21 protein-coding genes are annotated in these 22,025 nt (G+C 37.8%); all 21 read left to right on the top strand.

What is annotated here, in order from left to right:
- Window positions 1-22: 22 nt before the first annotated feature.
- Entirely contained in the window at window positions 23-760 is a 738-nt protein-coding gene (rncS, locus tag DN408_RS08350; protein ID WP_002033792.1) for a ribonuclease III, read from the top strand.
- A gap of 148 nt (window positions 761-908) precedes the next feature.
- The gene (gene smc / locus DN408_RS08345) at window positions 909-4,478 is read left to right on the top strand and encodes a chromosome segregation protein SMC (RefSeq protein WP_147740059.1); all 3,570 of its coding nucleotides are present in this window, start codon (window positions 909-911) and stop codon (window positions 4,476-4,478) included.
- Between the two features lie 14 nt (window positions 4,479-4,492).
- Window positions 4,493-5,482, top strand: a complete 990-nt coding sequence (ftsY, locus tag DN408_RS08340; protein WP_002088200.1) for a signal recognition particle-docking protein FtsY — start codon at window positions 4,493-4,495, stop codon at window positions 5,480-5,482.
- Window positions 5,483-5,614: 132 nt separating this feature from the next.
- On the top strand, window positions 5,615-5,947 hold the full coding sequence (locus tag DN408_RS08335) for a putative DNA-binding protein (protein ID WP_000891061.1): 333 nt from the start codon (window positions 5,615-5,617) through the stop codon (window positions 5,945-5,947).
- Between the two features lie 12 nt (window positions 5,948-5,959).
- A complete protein-coding gene (gene ffh, locus DN408_RS08330; RefSeq protein ID WP_002014519.1) occupies window positions 5,960-7,309 on the top strand; it encodes a signal recognition particle protein in 1,350 nt (449 codons plus the stop codon).
- Between the two features lie 100 nt (window positions 7,310-7,409).
- Complete coding sequence (rpsP, locus tag DN408_RS08325) at window positions 7,410-7,682, top strand: 30S ribosomal protein S16 (RefSeq protein WP_000268750.1); 273 nt, start codon at window positions 7,410-7,412, stop codon at window positions 7,680-7,682.
- 14 nt (window positions 7,683-7,696) lie between these two features.
- On the top strand, window positions 7,697-7,924 hold the full coding sequence (locus tag DN408_RS08320; protein ID WP_002088196.1) for a KH domain-containing protein: 228 nt from the start codon (window positions 7,697-7,699) through the stop codon (window positions 7,922-7,924).
- A gap of 121 nt (window positions 7,925-8,045) precedes the next feature.
- A complete protein-coding gene (rimM, locus tag DN408_RS08315; protein ID WP_088040045.1) occupies window positions 8,046-8,561 on the top strand; it encodes a ribosome maturation factor RimM in 516 nt (171 codons plus the stop codon).
- Window positions 8,561-9,295 (top strand): tRNA (guanosine(37)-N1)-methyltransferase TrmD, encoded by a 735-nt coding sequence (gene trmD / locus DN408_RS08310; RefSeq protein WP_002014522.1) that lies wholly within the window; start codon window positions 8,561-8,563, stop codon window positions 9,293-9,295. Before rimM ends, trmD begins: the two co-directional genes overlap by 1 nt.
- A 146-nt stretch (window positions 9,296-9,441) precedes the next feature.
- Window positions 9,442-9,786: a 50S ribosomal protein L19 gene (gene rplS / locus DN408_RS08305; RefSeq protein ID WP_002014524.1), complete on the top strand. Its 345-nt coding sequence runs from the start codon at window positions 9,442-9,444 to the stop codon at window positions 9,784-9,786.
- Window positions 9,787-9,886: 100 nt separating this feature from the next.
- Window positions 9,887-10,438 carry a signal peptidase I gene (lepB, locus tag DN408_RS08300; protein WP_002066791.1) on the top strand — a complete coding sequence of 184 codons (552 nt, stop codon included), beginning with the start codon at window positions 9,887-9,889 and terminating at the stop codon, window positions 10,436-10,438.
- 20 nt (window positions 10,439-10,458) lie between these two features.
- Complete coding sequence (gene ylqF / locus DN408_RS08295) at window positions 10,459-11,349, top strand: ribosome biogenesis GTPase YlqF (RefSeq protein ID WP_002128821.1); 891 nt, start codon at window positions 10,459-10,461, stop codon at window positions 11,347-11,349.
- A 55-nt stretch (window positions 11,350-11,404) separates the two neighbouring features.
- The gene (locus tag DN408_RS08290) at window positions 11,405-12,178 is read left to right on the top strand and encodes a ribonuclease HII (protein WP_002142917.1); all 774 of its coding nucleotides are present in this window, start codon (window positions 11,405-11,407) and stop codon (window positions 12,176-12,178) included.
- Window positions 12,179-12,371: 193 nt separating this feature from the next.
- The gene (gene sucC / locus DN408_RS08285; RefSeq protein WP_002014529.1) at window positions 12,372-13,532 is read left to right on the top strand and encodes an ADP-forming succinate--CoA ligase subunit beta; all 1,161 of its coding nucleotides are present in this window, start codon (window positions 12,372-12,374) and stop codon (window positions 13,530-13,532) included.
- 19 nt (window positions 13,533-13,551) lie between these two features.
- Window positions 13,552-14,454: a succinate--CoA ligase subunit alpha gene (gene sucD / locus DN408_RS08280; RefSeq protein ID WP_002033796.1), complete on the top strand. Its 903-nt coding sequence runs from the start codon at window positions 13,552-13,554 to the stop codon at window positions 14,452-14,454.
- Window positions 14,455-14,542: 88 nt separating this feature from the next.
- A complete protein-coding gene (gene dprA, locus DN408_RS08275) occupies window positions 14,543-15,412 on the top strand; it encodes a DNA-processing protein DprA (protein ID WP_002167750.1) in 870 nt (289 codons plus the stop codon).
- Window positions 15,413-15,556: 144 nt separating this feature from the next.
- Window positions 15,557-17,635, top strand: coding sequence for a type I DNA topoisomerase (topA, locus tag DN408_RS08270; RefSeq protein WP_002088184.1), 2,079 nt, complete (start codon window positions 15,557-15,559; stop codon window positions 17,633-17,635).
- A gap of 48 nt (window positions 17,636-17,683) precedes the next feature.
- Window positions 17,684-18,988: an FADH(2)-oxidizing methylenetetrahydrofolate--tRNA-(uracil(54)-C(5))-methyltransferase TrmFO gene (gene trmFO, locus DN408_RS08265; RefSeq protein WP_002066796.1), complete on the top strand. Its 1,305-nt coding sequence runs from the start codon at window positions 17,684-17,686 to the stop codon at window positions 18,986-18,988.
- A 71-nt stretch (window positions 18,989-19,059) separates the two neighbouring features.
- A complete protein-coding gene (gene xerC, locus DN408_RS08260; RefSeq protein WP_078175468.1) occupies window positions 19,060-19,959 on the top strand; it encodes a tyrosine recombinase XerC in 900 nt (299 codons plus the stop codon).
- A 42-nt stretch (window positions 19,960-20,001) separates the two neighbouring features.
- Entirely contained in the window at window positions 20,002-20,544 is a 543-nt protein-coding gene (hslV, locus tag DN408_RS08255; RefSeq protein ID WP_002014538.1) for an ATP-dependent protease proteolytic subunit HslV, read from the top strand.
- A 22-nt stretch (window positions 20,545-20,566) separates the two neighbouring features.
- Window positions 20,567-21,958, top strand: a complete 1,392-nt coding sequence (gene hslU, locus DN408_RS08250) for an ATP-dependent protease ATPase subunit HslU (RefSeq protein WP_002014539.1) — start codon at window positions 20,567-20,569, stop codon at window positions 21,956-21,958.
- Window positions 21,959-22,025 lie beyond the last annotated feature (67 nt).

The raw sequence follows: 22,025 nt of genomic DNA, 5'->3' as shown, positions 1-22,025 counted from the left end.
CGGCTTATATCTGGAGGGACCTATGCCGTACCGAAAACATAGAGAAAAAAAATACGAAGCAAAATATCGTGAAGCTTTTAAAGTATTTCAAGAAGAGATAGGTATTACGTTTACAGATGAAAAATTATTGATTCAAGCGTTTACGCATTCATCGTATGTGAATGAGCATCGAAAAAAACCGCATGAGGACAATGAGCGTCTTGAGTTTCTTGGCGATGCTGTATTGGAACTCACTGTATCACAGTATCTGTTTCAAAAATATCCGACAATGAGCGAAGGAGAGTTAACAAAACTACGTGCAGCTATTGTATGTGAGCCATCTCTTGTTCGTTTTGCAAACGAAATGTCATTTGGTAGCCTTGTTTTATTAGGGAAAGGTGAGGAAATGACGGGTGGACGTGAACGACCAGCTTTATTAGCGGATGTCTTTGAAGCGTTTATTGGTGCCCTTTATCTTGATCAAGGGCTAGAAACAGTTTGGGGATACTTAAAAGAAGTTGTATATCCAAAAATTAATGAAGGTGCTTTTTCTCATGTGATGGATTATAAGAGTCAATTGCAAGAATTGATTCAGCGTGATGGTAGTGGCAATGTTGAGTATCAAATTTTGCAAGAAAAAGGACCGGCCCACAACCGAGAATTTGTGTCCCGTGTAACTTTAAATAATGAGGCATTAGGTCTTGGAAGTGGTAAGTCAAAAAAAGAGGCAGAGCAACAAGCTGCTGCAGAAGCATTGAAAAAATTAAAAGAACAATCATGAGGAATCCCCCTTTGAATAAGGGGGGTTCCTTATGCATAGAATGAAACTTTCCTTTTATTTATAAATAAAAGGAGTGGGAAATCCGTATAGTAGTTTGTTTTCGTACAGACAACGTTTACAACAACGGAGAATAGGAGGAAGGCCTTTCGTGTTTTTAAAAAGATTAGAAATAGCAGGATTTAAGTCTTTTGCTGAGCGTGTATCTGTCGATTTTGTTCCAGGTGTAACTTCTGTAGTAGGACCTAACGGGAGCGGGAAAAGTAATATTACTGATGCAATTCGCTGGGTACTTGGTGAACAATCTGCAAAGTCATTACGCGGTGCAAAGATGGAGGATATTATTTTTGCCGGAAGTGATACGAGAAGAGCGGTTAATGTTGCTGAAGTTACATTAACTTTAAATAATGAAGACCAACGCTTACCGATTGAGTATAACGAGGTGTGTGTAACGCGTCGTGTATCTCGTTCGGGTGATAGTGATTTTTATATTAATAAACAATCTTGTAGATTAAAAGATATTATTGATTTATTTATGGACTCTGGTATGGGAAGGGAAGCTTTTTCGATTATTAGCCAGGGGAAAGTCGAAGAGATTTTGAGTAGTAAATCAGAAGAACGTCGTGGTGTATTTGAAGAAGCTGCGGGTGTGCTGAAATATAAACTTCGTAAAAAGAAAGCTGAAGGGAAATTGGCGGAAACACAAGAAAACTTAAATCGTGTACAAGATATTATTCACGAATTAAGTAGTCAAGTAGAACCACTAGAAAGACAAGCTTCTATTGCGAAAGATTATCTTGAGAAAAAAGAAGAATTAGAGAAAGTAGAAGCTGCGCTTATTGTACATGAAATTGAAGAATTACATGAAAAGTGGGAAGCGCTTCGAAATCAATTTGGACATAATAAAGATGAAGAAGCTAAAATGTCGGCGAACTTACAAAAAAGTGAAGAAGAGCTTGAGGAATTACGCGGGCAATTACAAGCCGTTGATGAATCTGTAAATTCCTTACAAGAAGTTCTACTTCTGTCTAGTAAAGAACTAGAAAAACTAGAAGGGCAACGCGAGCTGTTAAAGGAAAGAAAGCAAAATGCAACGACACATTGTGCGCAGCTTGAAAAGCTAATTGTTGAGTTAACAGAGAAAACTACAAGTTATGATGGCCAAATTGAAACAAGTACAGAAGCTTTAATGCAATTTGTGAATCAAGTAAAAGAATTGGAGAAGAAATTGCATGATAACGAGCAATTACTTGCGACTTTTGCTGAGAATTTAGAGGAACAAATTGAGAATTTAAAAGGTGACTATATTGAACTTTTAAATCAACAAGCAAGTCTTCGTAATGAATTATCTATGATTGAAGAACAATCAAAACAGCAAAACTCTAAAAACGAACGACTTGATGAAGAAAATGAAAAGTATGTACAGATGCGTGTGGAAATTACAGCGAAAAAGGCGAAACTTGTAGACAGTTATGAGCAAGCGAGAGAGAAAATAGCTGGCATTATTTCTAACATACAGAAGACAGAAACGGCACTTGGGAAATGTAAGTCACAGTATAGTGAAAATGAAACGAAACTGTATCAAGCGTATCAATTTGTGCAACAGGCGCGCTCTCGGAAAGAAATGTTAGAAGAGATGCAAGAGGACTACTCTGGCTTCTATCAAGGGGTACGTGAAGTATTAAAGGCTAGAGAAAATAGACTACAAGGTATTGAGGGAGCTGTTGCAGAACTTCTGACTGTGCCGAAAGAATATGAAATCGCAATGGAAATCGCCCTTGGGGCAGCGATGCAACATATCGTAGTACAAACAGAAGAGCATGCTCGTAATGCAATTGCATTTTTAAAGCAAAATAAACATGGCCGTGCAACGTTTTTACCTCAAGCTGTTATTAAAAGCCGATCGCTATCATTTGATCAATTACGCATTGTGAATCAGCATCCATCGTTTGTCGGTGTAGCGGCAGAACTTGTGCAGTACAATAATAAATATGAGAATGTAGTTTCAAGTTTATTAGGTACAGTTGTTGTTGCGAAAGATTTACGCGGAGCAAATGAGTTAGCGAAACAACTGCAATACCGCTATCGTATTGTAACACTCGAAGGTGACGTAGTGAACCCGGGTGGTTCTATGACGGGTGGAGCTGTAAAACAGGCGAAATCCTCTTTATTGGGACGTCAACGTGAACTTGAAGAGTGGACTAAAAAACTAACTGACATGGAAGAAAAAACAACGAAGCTAGAAAACTTTGTTAAAGCAGTAAAGCAAGAGATTCAAGAAAAAGAAGTACAAATACGAGAGTTACGCCAAGGTGTAGAGACCGAACGTGTAGATGAACAGAAGCTAAGAGAAGAAATTAATCGTTTAGAATTAGATGAACATCGTATTAATGATCGTTTATCGATTTACGATTTAGAGATTGAAGGATTTTTACAAGATCAAGTAAAAATGCAAGGGCGCAAAGAAGAGTTAGAAAAGATTTTAGCGACTCTTCAAGCTGAGATTGGGGAATTAGATAGCAAAATCGTCGTTTTAACGAAACAAAAAAGTGAACAATATTCTTCAAAAGAAAAAGTTCAGAAGGAAATGACGGAGCTAAAAGTACAAGCTGCTGAACAACAACAACGTTTGTCTAATCAAAAAGAAAAAGTCGAACGATTGACGAAGGAAAAAGAAGAGACTGATGCGACGCTTGTAAAAACGAAAGAAGATTTAGCGTTCTTAAAGCAAGAGATGACATCTAATTCAAGTGGCGAAGAACAAATTACGAATATGATTGAGAAGAAAGCGTATGATCGTAATCAAACTTCGGAGTTAATTCGTTCTCGTCGTGAACAACGCGTATCATTGCAAGAAAGAGTCGAGCATTTAGAGCGCGGTGTGAAAGAAACAATAGGTAAACATAAATATATTCTTGAGATGCTGAAAGATCAAGAAGTGAAAATTAACCGACTTGATGTAGAGCTGGAAAATAGATTGCAACATTTACGTGAAACATATACTATTTCATTTGAAGCAGCAAAACTTAAGTATACAATGATGATGCCTGCAGAAGATGCACGTAAAAAGGTGAAACTAATTAAACTATCCATTGAAGAGTTAGGCGCAGTAAATTTAGGGGCAATTGATGAGTATGAACGTGTAGCAGAGCGCCATACATTCTTATTAGAGCAAAGAGATGACCTAGAAGAAGCGAAATCGACATTGCATCAACTTATTACGGAAATGGATGAAGAGATGAAAAAACGCTTTTCTACTACATTCGAAGGGATTCGAACAGAGTTTCAATCTGTATTCTCTGAATTATTCGGAGGTGGAAGAGCGGATTTAGTAATGACAAACCCAGAAGATTTACTAAATACGGGTATTGATATTGTAGCGCAACCACCAGGGAAGAAACTACAAAATTTAGGTTTACTTTCAGGGGGAGAGCGTGCTTTAACGGCAATTGCGCTCTTATTTGGTATTTTAAAAGTACGCCCAGTTCCATTCTGTGTTCTAGATGAAGTGGAAGCAGCTCTTGATGAGGCAAACGTTGCTCGTTTTGCGCAGTATTTAAAGAAATTTAGTGATGAAACGCAGTTTATTGTAATTACACACCGAAAAGGTACAATGGAAGAGTCTGATGTATTGTACGGTGTAACAATGCAAGAGTCAGGGGTGTCGAAGCTTGTTTCTGTTCGTTTAGATGATGGCGAAGAACTTGTTGCAAGTAGATAGGAAGGATGGGAAGTATGAGCTTTTTAAAAAAATTAAAAGAAAAAATTTCAAAACAAACGGATACGGTAACAGAGAAGTTTAAACAAGGATTAGAAAAAACGAGAAATTCATTTGCTGATAAAGTAAATGACTTAGTGTACCGTTACCGCAAAATAGACGAAGATTTCTTTGAAGAATTAGAAGAAATTTTAATTAGTGCGGATGTCGGAGTTTCGACAGTGATGGAATTAATTGATCAGTTGAAAGAAGAAGTGCAACGTCGTAACATTCAAGATCCGAAAGAAGTACAGGCTGTTATTTCTGAAAAGCTAGTGGGCATTTACAAAGGTGACAGCGATTTTAGTAATGAAGTTAATATACAAGAGGATCAATTAACAGTAGTTTTATTTGTTGGTGTGAATGGTGTGGGGAAAACGACGACGATTGGTAAGCTTGCACATAAATTTAAATCAGAAGGTAAGTCTGTCCTATTGGCGGCAGGAGATACATTCCGTGCTGGGGCGATTGAGCAATTAGAAGTATGGGGCGATCGTGTTGGTGTAGAAGTAATTAAACAAGGGTCAGGATCTGATCCAGCGGCTGTTATGTATGATGCTGTACAAGCGGCAAAGGCCCGTAAAGTGGATGTATTGCTATGTGATACAGCGGGACGCTTACAAAATAAAGTAAACTTAATGAATGAGTTAGAGAAAGTGAAGCGCGTAATTGAGCGTGAAGTACCAGGGGCTCCTCATGAAGTATTACTTGTTATTGATGCAACAACAGGGCAAAATGGTTTAAGTCAAGCGAAAACATTCCGTGAAGCCACGAATGTTACTGGTATTGTTTTAACGAAGTTAGATGGAACTGCTAAAGGTGGTATCGTCTTAGCGATTCGTAACGAAATGGATGTTCCGGTGAAATTTGTTGGGCTAGGAGAGCAAATGGATGATCTGCAACAGTTTGATCCAGAACAATATGTTTATGGTTTGTTTGCGAACGTAGTAGAAACAGAAGAAGTGTAAGTGAAAGAAGCGGTATTTCCGCTTCTTTTTTTATAAAAATATGTGATGTTAAGAAAAAAACTTGACACTCTTTTGTACTCCATGTAAACTAAGTCATGTAAAGGGAAATCACTTAACAAAGGATGATCCAACATGCTCGAGAAAACAACGAGAATGAACTATTTATTTGATTTTTATCAATCGTTGTTAACGCAAAAACAAAGAAGTTATATGTCGCTTTATTATCTAGATGATTTATCTCTTGGTGAAATTGCGGAAGAATTTGATGTAAGTCGCCAAGCCGTGTATGATAACATTAAACGGACTGAAGCGATGCTTGAAGAATATGAAGATAAATTAGTATTACTTCAAAAGTTTCAAGAGCGACAGCGACTTGTTGCAAAGCTAAAACAGCTAATCAGCGAAGAAGAGCATGTAAATGAAGAAATGAAACAAGTTGTTGAAGCTATCGAAAAATTAGATTAGGAGGGCGGCAATATGGCATTTGAAGGATTAGCCGACCGACTTCAACAGACAATGCAAAAAATCCGCGGCAAAGGAAAAGTTTCTGAAGCCGATGTAAAAGAAATGATGAGAGAAGTTCGTCTAGCTCTTTTAGAAGCGGATGTTAACTTTAAAGTAGTAAAAGATTTTATAAAGCGTGTGTCTGAGCGTGCTGTCGGACAAGATGTAATGAAAAGTTTGACACCTGGACAACAAGTAATTAAAATCGTACAGGAAGAACTTACAGAACTTATGGGCGGAGAGCAAAGCAAAATTGCTGTTGCTAATAAGCCACCTACTGTTATAATGATGGTTGGTCTGCAAGGTGCGGGTAAAACAACGACGACAGGTAAGCTTGCAAATTTGCTTCGTAAAAAGCATAATCGTAAACCGATGCTTGTTGCAGCGGATATTTACCGTCCAGCAGCGATTAAACAGCTTGAAACATTAGGGAAGCAATTGGACATGCCTGTTTTCTCCTTAGGAGATCAAGTAAGTCCGGTTGAAATTGCGAAACAAGCGATTGCGAAAGCAAAAGAAGATCATCACGATTACGTTTTAATCGATACAGCGGGTCGCCTGCATATTGATGAAGAACTAATGGGTGAATTAGCGAAAGTCAAAGAAGTTGCGAAACCGGATGAAATTTTCCTTGTTGTCGATGCGATGACAGGACAAGACGCGGTAAATGTAGCACAAAGTTTCCATGAACAGTTAGGATTAACAGGTGTTGTATTAACGAAATTAGATGGTGATACGCGCGGTGGTGCGGCATTATCTATTAAGGCTGTAACAAATACACCAATTAAATTTGCTGGTATGGGTGAAAAACTAGATGCAATTGAAGCGTTCCATCCAGAACGTATGGCATCCCGTATTTTAGGGATGGGCGACGTCTTAACATTAATTGAAAAAGCGCAAGCTACAGTTGATGAAGAGAAAGCAAAAGAACTTGAGCAAAAAATGCGTACGCTTTCGTTTACGCTTGACGATTTCCTAGAACAACTTGGACAAGTGCGTCAACTTGGACCGCTTGACGAATTGTTAGGAATGCTTCCTGGTGCAAATAAAATTAAAGGGCTGAAAAATGCACAAGTTGATGAAAAACAAATTGGGCATATTGAGGCAATTATTCGTTCTATGACTAAAGTAGAACGAGAACAACCGGAAATAATCAATGCTAGTCGTAAAAAGCGCATTGCCAAAGGTAGCGGTACAACGGTACAAGAAATCAATCGTCTAATCAAGCAATTTGATGATATGAAAAAAATGATGAAGACGATGACGGGAATGCAAAAAGGTAAGAAAAAAGGACTAGGTGGATTGAAGTTTCCATTCATGTAAGGAAAAAAGATGGCTCTGTTAAGAAAAAATACTTTACAAAGCAATAGTCTTTTTGCTAATATAATTATCTGTGTGAAATAAATTCGGAGGTGCTTTATAAATGGCAGTTAAAATTCGTTTAAAACGTATGGGAGCTAAAAAAACTCCTTTCTATCGTGTAGTTGTTGCAGATTCTCGTTCTCCTCGTGACGGACGTTTCATTGAGGAAATCGGTACTTACAATCCGGTTGCTCAACCAGCGGAAGTTAAGATCAACGAAGAAGCAGCATTAAAATGGTTAGGAAATGGTGCTAAACCATCTGATACAGTTCGTAACCTTTTCTCTAACCAAGGTATCATGGAGAAATTCCACTTATCTAAACAAGGTAAGTAATTGAGGCAATGACAATGAAAATGTTAGTCGAGACAATTGTTAAACCTCTTGTGGATCATCCTGGAGATGTAAAAGTTACACAGGAACTTTGCAACGGAGAAATAAAGTATCGATTAACTGTACATCCTGAGGATGTTGGAAAAGTCATTGGAAAGCAAGGGAAAGTTGCGAAAGCGATTAGAATGCTCTTGTATTCAGTGGGACATCATAATGATGAGAACGTCACACTGGAAATTCAATAAACGTAAAAAGGGCGAGGAGTTATTTCCTCTCCCTTTTTTAACATTTAAAGAGAAATTGCATGTTCCATATATAAAATGGAAATGCTTAATTTATATAGAAACCAGGGGTGACATACTATTTATGACAAAATGGTTTAATGTAGGGAAAATTGTAAATACTCATGGCGTAAAAGGAGAAATTCGTGTTATTTCTCGTACTGATTTTCCAGAAGAGCGATATAAAGTAGGGAACACGTTATACATATGGGATGAGAAAGGTACAGACTATCTTACAGTGAAGGTAACTTCTCATCGTCAACATAAGACATTTGATTTATTAACACTTGAAGGATACAACAATGTAGATGAAGTAGAGAAGTTAAAAGGTTCTTTAATAAAAGTACCAGAAGAGCAGTTAGGCGAACTAGCTGAAGGTGAATACTACTACCATGAAATTATTGGTTGCAACGTTGTAACGGAAGAAGGAGAAGTGTTAGGGACAATCAAAGAGATTCTATCTCCTGGTGCGAATGACGTTTGGGTGATTAAACGTCCAAAGGGTCAAGATTTGTTAATTCCTTATATTGATGACGTTGTACTTCAAGTTAACATTGAAAATAAATTAGTAACCATTCATGTAATGGAAGGGCTACTATAATGAAAATTGACATTTTAACATTGTTTCCAGATATGTTTACGGGTGTATTTGGTTCTTCAATTTTAAAGAAAGCACAAGAAAAAGAAGCGGTAGAGCTTCGTGTTGTCAATTTTCGTGAGTATACAACTAGTAAGCATAATAGTGTAGATGATTATCCGTATGGTGGGGGCGCTGGTATGGTATTAACCCCACAGCCTATCTTTGACGCAGTAGAAGAGTTAACGAAGGAAACAGACCGTAAGCCGAGAATCGTCTTAATGTGTCCACAAGGAGAGCGTTTCACGCAGAAGAAGGCAGAAGAGCTTGCTGGAGAAGAGCATGTTATTTTTGTATGTGGCCATTATGAAGGATACGATGAACGAATTCGTGAGCATCTTGTAACAGATGAGATTTCTATTGGGGATTACGTATTAACGGGTGGAGAATTGGCTTCTATGGTAGTCACTGACAGTGTTGTACGTCTTTTGCCAGGAGTGCTTGGGAATCAAACGTCACAAGTGGAAGACTCTTTTAGCACAGGTTTGTTAGAACACCCACATTATACACGTCCTGCTGATTTTCGTGGTATGAAGGTACCGGATGTACTAATGTCAGGAAATCATAAAAACATTGATGAATGGCGCCATAAAGAGTCACTACGTCGTACGTACACACGTAGACCGGATTTACTGGAAGAACGAGAATTATCTAAGCAAGAAGAGAAATGGCTGGAACAGATTAAAGAAGACCGATAAGGGCTTGATATATTTTCTATTGCAACAGTCCTAGCAATATGCTATTATAACATTTGTGCTACTGAAATCAGTAGCCGTATTAACGATGTTCCGCTGTAATTTAATAAGACTTTATAAGAGCATCTGTTTAAAGGAGAGAATTTAATATGCAACAATTAATCACAGAAATCACAAAAGGCCAATTGAAAACTGACCTTCCTTCATTCCGTCCTGGAGACACTTTACGTGTACACGTAAAAGTAGTTGAGGGAACTCGTGAAAGAATTCAGCTTTTCGAAGGTGTTGTAATTAAACGTCGTGGTGGCGGAATCAGTGAAACATTCACAGTTCGTAAGATTTCTTACGGTGTAGGTGTTGAGCGTACATTCCCAGTTCACACGCCAAGAATCGCGAACATCGAAGTACTTCGCCGTGGTAAAGTACGTCGTGCTAAGTTATACTACTTACGTAACCTTCGCGGTAAAAAAGCACGTATTAAAGAAATTCGATAAGACATGTATGGGAGCTTGTAAATACACAAGCTCCCTTTTTCCAATCTATATGAAATTTTGGTATAATACGAGCAGCTTACATAACAGTGGAGGGGAAAGCATGAAGAAAGAGAAGAGCTCACTTTGGGAATGGATCAAAGCAATTTTGATTGCTGTTGTATTAGCGGGCGTAATTAGACAGTTTTTCTTTGCCCCAATTCTCGTAGACGGTGTATCGATGTCGCCGACTTTACATGACCGTGATCGAATGATTGTTAATAAAATTGGCTATCACATAGGTGATCCGAAACGCTTTGATATTATTGTATTCCGAGCGACGGAAGAAAAAGATTATATTAAGCGTATTATTGGTCTGCCAGGCGACGAAATCGAATACCGTAATGATAAACTATATGTTAACGGGAAACCTTATGAGGAGCCGTATTTAGATAAGCAGAAAAAACAACTTGCTGACGGACCGCTTACATATGATTTTACTCTTGAAGAAATGACAGGAAAGAAAACTGTTCCAGAAGGTCAATTATTTGTTTTAGGCGATAATCGTCGTTTTAGTAAAGATAGCCGTTCGATTGGTACAATTTCAATGGACCAAGTGATTGGTAAAGCAAATATGCTATATTGGCCTTTAAAAGATGCACGTATTGTGAAATAAAAGAAAAAGAAGGTGGCAACATGGTAATTCAATGGTTCCCAGGACATATGGCAAAGGCTAGACGCCAAGTAACAGAAAAATTAAAGTTAATTGATGTTGTAATTGAGCTTGTAGATGCTCGATTACCTTTATCTTCTCGTAATCCAATGATTGATGAAATTATTACACATAAACCAAGGCTTGTTGTTTTAAATAAAGCGGATATGGCGGATGATCGTCTTACAAAGCAGTGGATTGCATATTTTGATGAAAGAGGTCAAAAGGCAATTTCAATTAATGCGCAAGCTGGACAAGGTATGAAAGAAATTGCAGCAGCTTGTAAAGTTCTTGTCAAAGAAAAATTCGATAAAATGGTTGCTAAAGGCATTAGACCAAGAGCAATTCGTGCTTTAATTGTAGGTATTCCAAACGTTGGTAAATCTACACTAATTAATAAATTAGCGAAGAAGAATATAGCAAAAACAGGAGATCGTCCTGGTGTGACAACGGCCCAGCAGTGGATTAAAGTTGGGAAAGAAATGGAATTATTAGATACACCAGGTATTTTGTGGCCTAAATTTGAAGATGAATTAGTTGGTCTTCGTTTAGCGACGACTGGTGCAATTAAAGATTCTATATTAAATCTACAGGATGTAGCTATTTATGCGTTACGTTTTATGGAAAAACATTATCCAGAACGTTTAAAAGAGCGATATAATTTAAATGACATTCCAGAAGAAATTGTGGAGTTATTTGATGCAATTGGAAAAAATAGAGGTTGCTTAATGGGCGGCGGAATGATTGATTATGATAAAACATCTGAGCTTATACTTCGTGAGCTTCGTGGTGGAAGATTTGGAAAAATGACATTTGAAACACCAGAAGAGTTTGCAGAGCAGGTAGAAGATGCGGAAAAAGTAGAAGAAGTATAAGACGTGCGTTTGTACGTCTTTTCTTTTTGGTTACGTTTAAAAGGAGTGTAAATAGATGCAAAAAATGACTATTCATGAAGCGGAATGTTTGCTGCAAGAAATTATGAATGAAGAAGACGAGCGTTTTCAAATGTTAGTGAAAGATGAGCGAAAAGGTGTTCAAAAATTAATTTTGAAGTGGTATAAACAAAAAGAGTTAGCGCAAAAAGAAAGAGAAAAATTTCTAGAAATGTCAAAGTACGAAAATGAGTTACGTGAAAAAGGGCTCACATACATTGCTGGTATTGATGAAGTGGGTCGTGGGCCGTTAGCGGGACCGGTTGTGACGGCGGCAGTCGTCCTTCCGGAAGACTTTTATATTCCAGGATTAAATGACTCGAAAAAATTAAGTGAAGCGAAACGTGAGCGTTTTTATGATGAAATTAAAGATCATGCAATTGCGATTGGAGTTGGAATTATATCACCACAAGTTATTGATGAAATAAATATTTATCAAGCGACGAAGCAAGCGATGTTAGATGCCGTTGCTAATTTATCATGTACACCAGAATATTTATTAATCGATGCGATGAAGCTTCCTACATCAATTCCGCAAACATCAATCATTAAAGGTGATGCGAAAAGTGTCTCTATTTCAGCTGCATCTATTATTGCGAAAGTGACGAGAGACCGCATGATGAAAGAGTTAGGAGGAAAGTATCCTGCATATGGATTCGAACAACATATGGGATATGGGACGAAACAGCATTTAGAAGCGATTGAAGTACATGGAGTATTAGAGGAACATCGAAAATCATTCGCGCCAATTAAAGATATGATTCAAAAATAAGCTGTATATTCACAGCTTATTTTTTATTTTGGTATATAAACATTATTATTTTCGAAAAAGAATAAAGCGATTTCAGTTTTCTGACACTTTATTGTAGACAGCGTGCCAATCATCTTATACAATGGCAATGTAATGTTTTTTAAACATTAAAAAACTTTTCGAGTAAAACAGGAAAACAGGGGAGGATGGGACCATGAATATCCATGAGTACCAAGGTAAGGCAGTCCTTAGAAGCTATGGGGTTAGCGTTCCGAACGGGAAGGTTGCATTTACAGTAGAAGAAGCTGTAGAAGCAGCGAAAGAATTAGGAACGGAAGTATGTGTAGTTAAAGCGCAAATTCACGCTGGTGGACGCGGCAAAGCTGGCGGTGTAAAAGTTGCGAAAAATTTAGAAGAAGTTCGTACATATGCAGAAAGCATTTTAGGAACTACACTTGTGACGCATCAAACAGGTCCTGAAGGTAAGGAAGTAAAACGCTTACTTATCGAAGAAGGTTGCGATATTAAAAAAGAATATTATGTAGGTCTTGTATTAGATCGTGCAACTTCTCAAGTTGTTTTAATGGCATCTGAAGAAGGTGGAACAGAAATTGAAGAAGTAGCAGAAAAAACGCCTGAAAAAATCTTTAAAGAATATATTGATCCAGCAGTAGGTTTACAAGGTTTCCAAGCGCGTAGAATCGCGTTTAACATCAATATTCCAAAAGAACTTGTAGGACAAGCTGTGAAGTTTATGATGGGCTTATACAGTGCGTTTATCGAAAAAGATTGCTCTATCGCTGAGATTAATCCACTTGTTACAACAGGTGACGGTAAAGTTATGGCGTTAGATGCAAAATTAAACTTTGATTCTAATGCGTTATATCGCAATAAAGATATTTTAGAACTTCGTGATCTTGAAGAAGAAGATTCAAAAGAAATTGAAGCTTCTAAATATGACTTAAACTACATTCCTTTAGATGGAAATATCGGTTGTATGGTTAATGGTGCAGGTTTAGCAATGGCTACAATGGATATCATTAAACATTACCATGGTGACCCAGCTAACTTCTTAGATGTTGGTGGCGGCGCAACAGCTGAAAAAGTTACAGAAGCATTCAAAATTATCCTTTCTGACAAAAATGTAAAAGGTATCTTCGTTAACATTTTTGGTGGCATTATGAAGTGTGATGTTATCGCAGAAGGTGTTATTGAAGCGACGAAGCAGGTAGGTCTTGAGTTGCCTTTAGTTGTACGTCTTGAAGGTACAAACGTAGAGCTAGGAAAGAAAATTTTAAATGAGTCTGGTTTAAATATTGTTGCAGCAGAATCTATGGCAGACGGTGCACAAAAAATTGTTTCACTAGTGGGCTAATAGAAAGCGGGGGAGAAAAATGAGCGTATTAGTTAATAAAGATACAAAAGTTATTGTTCAAGGTATTACAGGTTCTCAAGGGTTATTCCATACAAAGCAAATGATTGAATACGGTACGAAAATTGTAGGTGGTGTAACACCAGGTAAAGGTGGCACTGATATTGAAGGCGTACCAGTATTTGATACAGTAGAAGATGCTGTGAAAGCAACAGGCGCAAACGCTTCAGTTGTATACGTTCCACCCGCTTTTGCGGCTGATGCAATTATGGAAGCTGTTGATGCAAAGGTTGATTTAGTAGTATGTATTACCGAAGGAATCCCTGTATTAGATATGGTAAACGTAAAGAGATATATGGCGGGTAAACATACACGTTTACTTGGACCAAACTGCCCTGGTGTCATTACACCTGACGAATGTAAAATTGGTATTATGCCAGGATATATTCACAAAAAAGGTCATGTTGGTATCGTATCTCGCTCTGGTACATTAACGTATGAAGCTGTACATCAGTTAACGCAAGAAGGTATTGGCCAATCTACTGCTGTAGGTATCGGGGGAGACCCTGTTAACGGTACGGACTTTATTGATGCGTTAAAAGCATTTAATGAAGATGAAGAAACGCATGCTGTAATTATGATTGGTGAAATCGGCGGTACGGCAGAAGAAGAAGCAGCAGAATGGGTACAAGCTAATATGACAAAACCAGTTGTAGGCTTCATTGGTGGTCAAACAGCGCCTGAAGGCAAACGTATGGGTCATGCTGGGGCGATCATTTCTGGCGGCAAAGGAACTGCTGCTGAAAAGATTAAAACAATGGAAGCTTGTGGTATTAAAGTAGCGGAAACACCAGCTGTTATGGGTGAAACATTAATCTCTGTTTTAAAAGAAAAGGGATTATTTGAGACTTGTAAAAACTACTAATCTTTTTGAAAGACACCTTCTTATTAGAGGGTGTCTTTTTACACATTTTTTGTTTACATAATAAAAATTATGGGTAAGGAGAATTGAGATGAAAAGAGAACGTTTATTGCACCTTCATTACATGTTGGCGGATCATTGGAAGGCGATGGAGAGACTACTATATGTTGATCCAGAACTGAAGGGAATATACACTTTTAGTCCGGAACAATTTGAATATTACGCTGGAATATCCTCGGAAAAATCTTTAGAACTAGTAAATTTTCTTCAAATTTCAAATCTCCAACAATATGTATCCCAGTTAGAAAAAAAGAGAATATTTTATATAACAATATGGGATAAGGACTATCCACAATTACTGCGAGAAATACAAGATCCCCCTTTTGTTTTATACGGAAAAGGAGAAAGAGATTTTCTAAATAAAGTAAATAAATTAGCGATTGTTGGAACGAGAGAACCGTCTTTATATGGAAAGGAGAGTATGAAGTTTATTTTACAACCTTTACTTGAAAAAGAATGGCTTATTGTTAGTGGGTTTGCAAGAGGGATAGATACAATTGCTCATGAAGTTACAGTAAGGCAGCATTGCCCGACCATTGCAATATTAGGACACGGATTATCTTATATGTATCCAAAGGAGAATAGAGGTTTGTATGACACGTGGAAAGATTATATATTGTTATTGACAGAGTATCCGCCTCATTATGTGCCGAAAAAATGGTATTTCCCAAAAAGAAATCGAATTATTAGCGGTATAAGTAAAGGTGTTTTAGTTGTAGAAGCAAAAACGAGAAGTGGATCCCTTATTACTGCAGACCTTGCGCTAGAACAAAATAGAGAGGTGTTTGCGCTTCCTGGACCGATATTTATAGAGAGTGCAGCGGGAACGAATCATCTAATTCAACAAGGCGCAAAGCTAGTAAGAAATGCGGAGGATATCCTTGAAGAAATTTTAAATTAACCATATATTTTTATGTTTTTATTAAACAATTATTGACAAATGGTAGATTGTCGCTGTATGGTATATTCATTCTTGATTGACAAAAACAAGAGAAATCAATAAGATTGATGAAGACTTGAATCCACCTCTTAAGGAGGCACTAGCATGTCAGATTACCTCGTAATCGTGGAGTCGCCTTCTAAGGCGAAGACCATTGAAAAATATTTAGGGAAAAAATACAAAGTCGTCGCGTCCATGGGACATGTCCGCGATTTACCTAAAAGCCAAATGGGGATAGAAGTAAAGAATAACTTCACCCCGAAGTATATTACCATTCGTGGTAAGGGTCCCGTTTTAAAAGATTTAAAATCAGCGGCAAAAAAAGCAAAGAAAGTCTATCTCGCGGCCGATCCGGATCGTGAAGGAGAAGCAATTGCTTGGCATTTAGCAAATACGTTAAATGTGGACGTTGAATCAGATTGCCGAGTTGTATTTAATGAGATTACAAAAGATGCAATAAAAGAATCATTTAAATATCCTCGTGCAATTAATATGGATTTAGTAGATGCACAACAGGCAAGACGTATACTCGATCGTCTTGTTGGTTACAATATTAGTCCTTTATTATGGAAGAAAGTAAAAAAAGGATTAAGTGCAGGACGCGTACAATCTGTAGCAGTTCGTTTAATCATCGAACGTGAAAAAGAAATTCAAAGTTTTGAACCTGAAGAATTCTGGACAATTAAAACAGAATTTGTGAAAGGGAAAGACACATTTGAAGCAAGCTTTTACGGTGTAGATGGTGAAAAAGTTCAATTAACGAACGAAGCACAAGTGAACGAAATAATCGAAAAGATGAAAGACAATGCGTTTTCGGTTGAAAATGTAACGCGAAAAGAGCGAAAGCGTAACCCTGCATTACCGTTTACAACATCTTCCTTGCAACAAGAGGCAGCGCGTAAGTTAAATATGCGAGCAAAGAAAACAATGATGCTTGCACAGCAGCTGTATGAAGGGATAGATCTTGGAAAACAAGGGACTGTAGGTCTTATTACGTATATGAGAACTGATTCAACACGTATCTCAGAAACAGCTCAAACAGAGGCTCGTGATTACATTACTGAGGCGTTTGGTGCGGAATACATAGGAACAGAGAAGAGGAAAGAAACGAAAAAGTCGAAAGCACAAGATGCGCATGAGGCGATTCGTCCTACTTCGGTAATGAGAAAGCCAGAGGAACTAAAAAGTTTCTTAAGTCGTGATCAACTCCGTTTGTATAAACTGATTTGGGAGCGATTTGTTGCAAGTCAAATGGCATCTGCTATAATGGATACTGTTACAGCGAAACTCATTAATAACAATGTTCAGTTCCGTGCAAGTGGATCAGTTGTAAAGTTCCCAGGATTTATGAAAGTGTACGTAGAGTCGAAAGATGATGGTGCGGAAGAAAAGGATAAGATGTTGCCACCGTTAGAAGTAGGTGAAACTGTATTTTCAAAAGATATAGAACCAAAGCAACATTACACACAGCCTCCGCCGCGTTATACAGAGGCTCGTCTAGTAAGAACACTTGAAGAGCTTGGAATTGGGAGACCGTCTACTTATGTACCGACACTTGAAACAATCCAAAAACGAGGATACGTTGCTTTAGATAATAAACGCTTCGTTCCGACTGAGCTTGGTGGAATAGTAATCGAACTTATTTTAGAGTTTTTCCCAGAAATTATTAACATTGAATTTACTGCCAATATGGAGCAAAGCCTTGATGAAGTAGAAGAAGGAAATGCGAATTGGGTGAAAATTGTTGATGATTTCTACGTAGGATTTGAACCGCGCTTAGAAAAAGCGGAAAAAGAAATGCGTGAAGTGGAAATTAAAGATGAACCAGCTGGGGAAGACTGTGAATTATGTAGTCACCCGATGGTCTTTAAAATGGGTAAATATGGGAAGTTTATGGCTTGTTCAAATTTCCCGGAATGTCGTAATACAAAACCGATTGTAAAAGAAATCGGTGTTACTTGTCCGAAGTGTGATAAAGGGCAAATTATTGAACGCCGTAGTAATAAAAAGAAACGCCTTTTCTACGGATGCGGTACGTATCCAGAATGTGACTTTGTATCTTGGGATAAGCCGATTGGTCGTAAATGTCCGAAGTGTGAAGGTATGCTCGTAGAGAAAAAGTTAAAAAAAGGCGTGCAAGTACAATGTATTTCGTGTGATTATGAAGAAGAACAACAAATGTGAGCGTAACTGCTCACATTTTTTTCGGGAAGAAAAGGAAAGGTGATATATATGACAACACAAGTAGTAAACGTCATTGGCGCAGGTCTTGCAGGAAGCGAAGCAGCTTACCAAATTGCAAAGCGTGGTGTCCAAGTAAAATTATATGAAATGAGACCAGTAAGGCAAACACCAGCTCATCATACAGATAAATTTGCTGAATTAGTATGTAGTAACTCACTTCGCGCAAACACATTAACAAATGCTGTTGGTGTTATTAAAGAAGAAATGCGTCTAATGGATTCTGTCATTATTCGTGCAGCCGATGAGTGCTCTGTACCAGCAGGAGGTGCTTTAGCTGTAGACCGTCATGAATTCGCGGCGAAAGTGACTGAATATGTGAAAAATCATCCGAACGTAACTGTAATGAATGAGGAAATCACTGAAATTCCAGAGGGACCAACTGTTATTGCGACAGGTCCACTTACGTCTCCTGATCTTTCTGCACAATTAAAAAAACTAACAGGTGAAGATTATTTTTATTTCTATGATGCTGCCGCGCCAATCGTTGAGAAAGACAGCATTGACATGAATAAAGTATATTTAAAATCCCGTTATGATAAAGGTGAAGCGGCATATTTAAACTGTCCAATGACAGAAGAAGAGTTTGATCGTTTTTATGAGGCTTTAATTGCTGCTGAGACAGTGCCTTTAAAAGAATTTGAAAAAGAAATTTTCTTTGAAGGTTGTATGCCAGTAGAAGTTATGGCAAGTAGAGGAAGACAGACGTTAGTATTTGGGCCGATGAAGCCTGTTGGGTTAGAAGATCCGAAAACAGGGAAAACACCGTATGCGGTTGTTCAGTTACGTCAAGATGATGCAGCAGGAACATTATACAATATTGTAGGCTTCCAAACACATTTAAAGTGGGGGCCACAAAAAGAAGTGTTACAGCTAATTCCAGGACTAGAAAACGCAGAGATTGTACGTTATGGTGTAATGCATCGTAATACGTTTATTAATTCGCCTAATTTGCTTCGTCCAACATATCAATATAAACAACGTGATGATTTATTCTTCGCTGGTCAAATGACTGGTGTAGAGGGTTATGTTGAATCAGCAGCATCAGGATTATTAGCGGGTATTAACGCTGCTCGACTTGTACAAGGTGAAGAGCCAGTTGTATTACCACCTGTAACTGCAATGGGAAGTATGGCAAATTATATTACTGCGACAAATGCGAAAAACTTCCAGCCAATGAATGCAAACTTCGGTTTATTTACACCGTTAGAGAAGAAAATTAAAAAGAAACAAGAGCGAAATGAAGCATATGCTACACGCGCTTTGGAAACAATTCAAAATTTTGTAAATATTTAATTAAATTTCTTGCAAAGGCTACTAAGTTGTGATACGATTTAGTAGCCTTTATTGAGGTGAATTATATGGATGTGAATGTGAAGAAATTGTTACAATTATTCGTTGGATATTTACAAATTGAAAGAAATTATTCAAAATATACAATTGCAAGTTATCAAAATGATTTAGAACATTTTGTGCAATTTATGGAGCGAGAAGGCATATCCTCTTTTTTAGATGTTACATACGCGGATGTTCGTTTATACTTGACGACGTTGCACGATCAGAAGTTAGCCCGTAAATCTGTCGCAAGGAAAGTATCAAGCTTACGAAGTTTATATCGTTTTTTGATGCGTGAAGGTTATCAAAAAGATAATCCGTTTGCACTTGCGTCACTTCCCAAGAAAGAATTGTCAATCCCAAAGTTTTTATATGCTGAAGAGTTAGAGGAATTGTTTGAAGTTTCTGATACAGGGGCACCATTAGGTCAAAGGAATCAAGCTTTATTAGAGTTGATGTATGCAACTGGGATTCGTGTAAGCGAATGCGTTAATTTGCAACTTACCGACATTGACTTTGCAGTGGGAACAATTTTAGTGATGGGAAAAGGGAAAAAACAAAGATATATTCCGTTCGGAAGCTATGCACAAGATGCTTTAATTACTTATATAGAGAACGGGAGAAAACAGTTAGCTCAAAAGACTGAAGAACAATCTCATATGGTATTTTTAAATGCGAAAGGTAAGCCGTTAACAGATCAGGGTGTACGTTATGTTTTGAACGAACTCATTAAGAAAGCTTCACTTACAATGCGGATAAGTCCCCATATGTTAAGGCATACATTTGCTACACATATGTTGGATGAAGGAGCGGATTTACGTACTGTGCAGGAGCTATTAGGTCATGAGAATTTGTCAACCACACAAATTTATACGCATGTCTCTAAAGAAAGATTGCGTTCTGTGTACATGAAGCATCACCCGCGGGCATAAATTGCTTTTAAGGCTATAAAAACATATAAAGGAGTTTTTTCTATGGGAAATTTCCACGCTACAACGATATTTGCAGTTCATCATAATGGAGAATGTGCAATGGCTGGAGATGGTCAGGTAACGATGGGGAATGCTGTTGTAATGAAACATACAGCTCGCAAAGTTCGCAAACTTTTCCAAGGGAAAGTTTTAGCTGGTTTTGCAGGATCAGTTGCTGATGCATTTACTCTTTTTGAAATGTTTGAAGGAAAATTAGAAGAGTATAATGGCAATTTGCAGCGCGCTGCAGTTGAGATGGCGAAACAATGGCGTGGTGATAAAATGCTACGTCAGCTAGAAGCAATGCTCATTGTCATGGATAAAACAACGATGCTCCTTGTTTCAGGTACAGGAGAAGTGATTGAACCAGATGATGGTATTTTAGCAATTGGTTCAGGCGGACATTATGCACTTGCTGCTGGTCGTGCTTTAAAGCAACATGCAAGTGAACATTTAACAGCGAAACAAATTGCGAAGGCCAGTTTAGAAATTGCAGGCGATATTTGTGTTTATACGAACCACAACATAATTGTTGAAGAATTGTAGAATCGTAAGGGAGGCATTTTATATGCATTTACATTTTACTCCGCGTCAAATTGTGGAAAAATTAGATCAATACATCATCGGTCAAAAAGATGCAAAGAAAGCGGTTGCTGTAGCTCTACGAAATCGATACCGTCGCAGTAAATTAGTTGAAAATTTACGTGATGAAATTGCACCTAAAAACATTTTAATGATTGGACCGACAGGTGTTGGTAAAACAGAGGTAGCACGGCGAATGGCGAAACTCGTTGGAGCACCTTTTATTAAGGTTGAAGCGACGAAATTTACAGAAGTTGGATATGTGGGTCGAGATGTAGAGTCGATGGTCCGCGACCTTGTTGAAACGTCTGTTCGCATTGTGAAAGAGGAAATGGTAGTTAAAGTTCAAGATAAAGCAGAAGAGCAAGCGAATCAACGTCTTGTTGAAATTTTAGTGCCGAGTCCGGAGAAACAATCTGGATTTAAAAATCCATTAGAAATGCTTTTTGGTGGTAATCAAAATTCAAACCAAACATCTGATGCACAGGAAGATGATGAAATCGAAAAGAAACGTCAAGATGTGGAAAGAAAGCTTGCGGCAGGCCTTCTTGAAGATGAAGTGATATCGATCGAAGTGACGGAACAACAGTCTTCTATGTTTGATATGTTGCAAGGAACTGGCATGGAGCAAATGGGAATGAATTTCCAAGATGCACTAGGAAGTATCATGCCGAAAAAAACGAAAAAACGTAAACTTTCTGTAAAAGAAGCAAGAAAACTCTTGACAAATGAAGAGGCACAGCGCTTAATTGATATGGATGAAGTTACACAAGAGGCTGTTTATCGTGCTGAACAGCTCGGGATTATTTTTATCGATGAAATTGACAAAATTGCTGGTAAGCAGTCGAATAGCGTAGATGTATCGCGTGAAGGTGTGCAACGTGACATTTTACCGATTGTAGAAGGGTCGAATGTAGCAACGAAATACGGATCAGTAAAAACGGATTATATTTTATTTGTTGCAGCTGGAGCGTTCCATATGTCTAAACCGTCGGATTTAATTCCGGAATTGCAAGGGAGATTTCCGATTCGAGTAGAATTAACAAAATTATCGGCGGATGATTTTGTTAAAATATTAATCGAGCCTGACAATGCGCTAATTAAACAGTACACGGCGTTATTAGCGACTGAAGGTATAGAAATTGAATTTTCAGACGAAGCTATTCGTAAGATTGCTGAGATTGCTTATCAAGTTAATCAGGATACAGATAATATTGGAGCGAGAAGACTTCATACTGTTATGGAGAAGCTCCTTGAAGATTTATCGTTTGAGGCATCTGAAATTACGTTAGAGAAAATAACGATAACACCTCAATATGTTGAGGAAAAATTAGCGACAATAGCTAAAAATAAAGATGTGAGCCAGTTTATTTTGTAATAGTGTCATCAGGTGACTCGCCCTAGTTTCCAAGTGATGAAAAAATATGTAAGTAACATGTAGGAGG

This window comes from Bacillus sp. AR13-1, assembly GCF_008042285.1.
GTDB classification, from domain to species: domain Bacteria; phylum Bacillota; class Bacilli; order Bacillales; family Bacillaceae_G; genus Bacillus_A; species Bacillus_A mycoides.
This window is presented reverse-complemented; position numbering and strand designations above follow the sequence as displayed.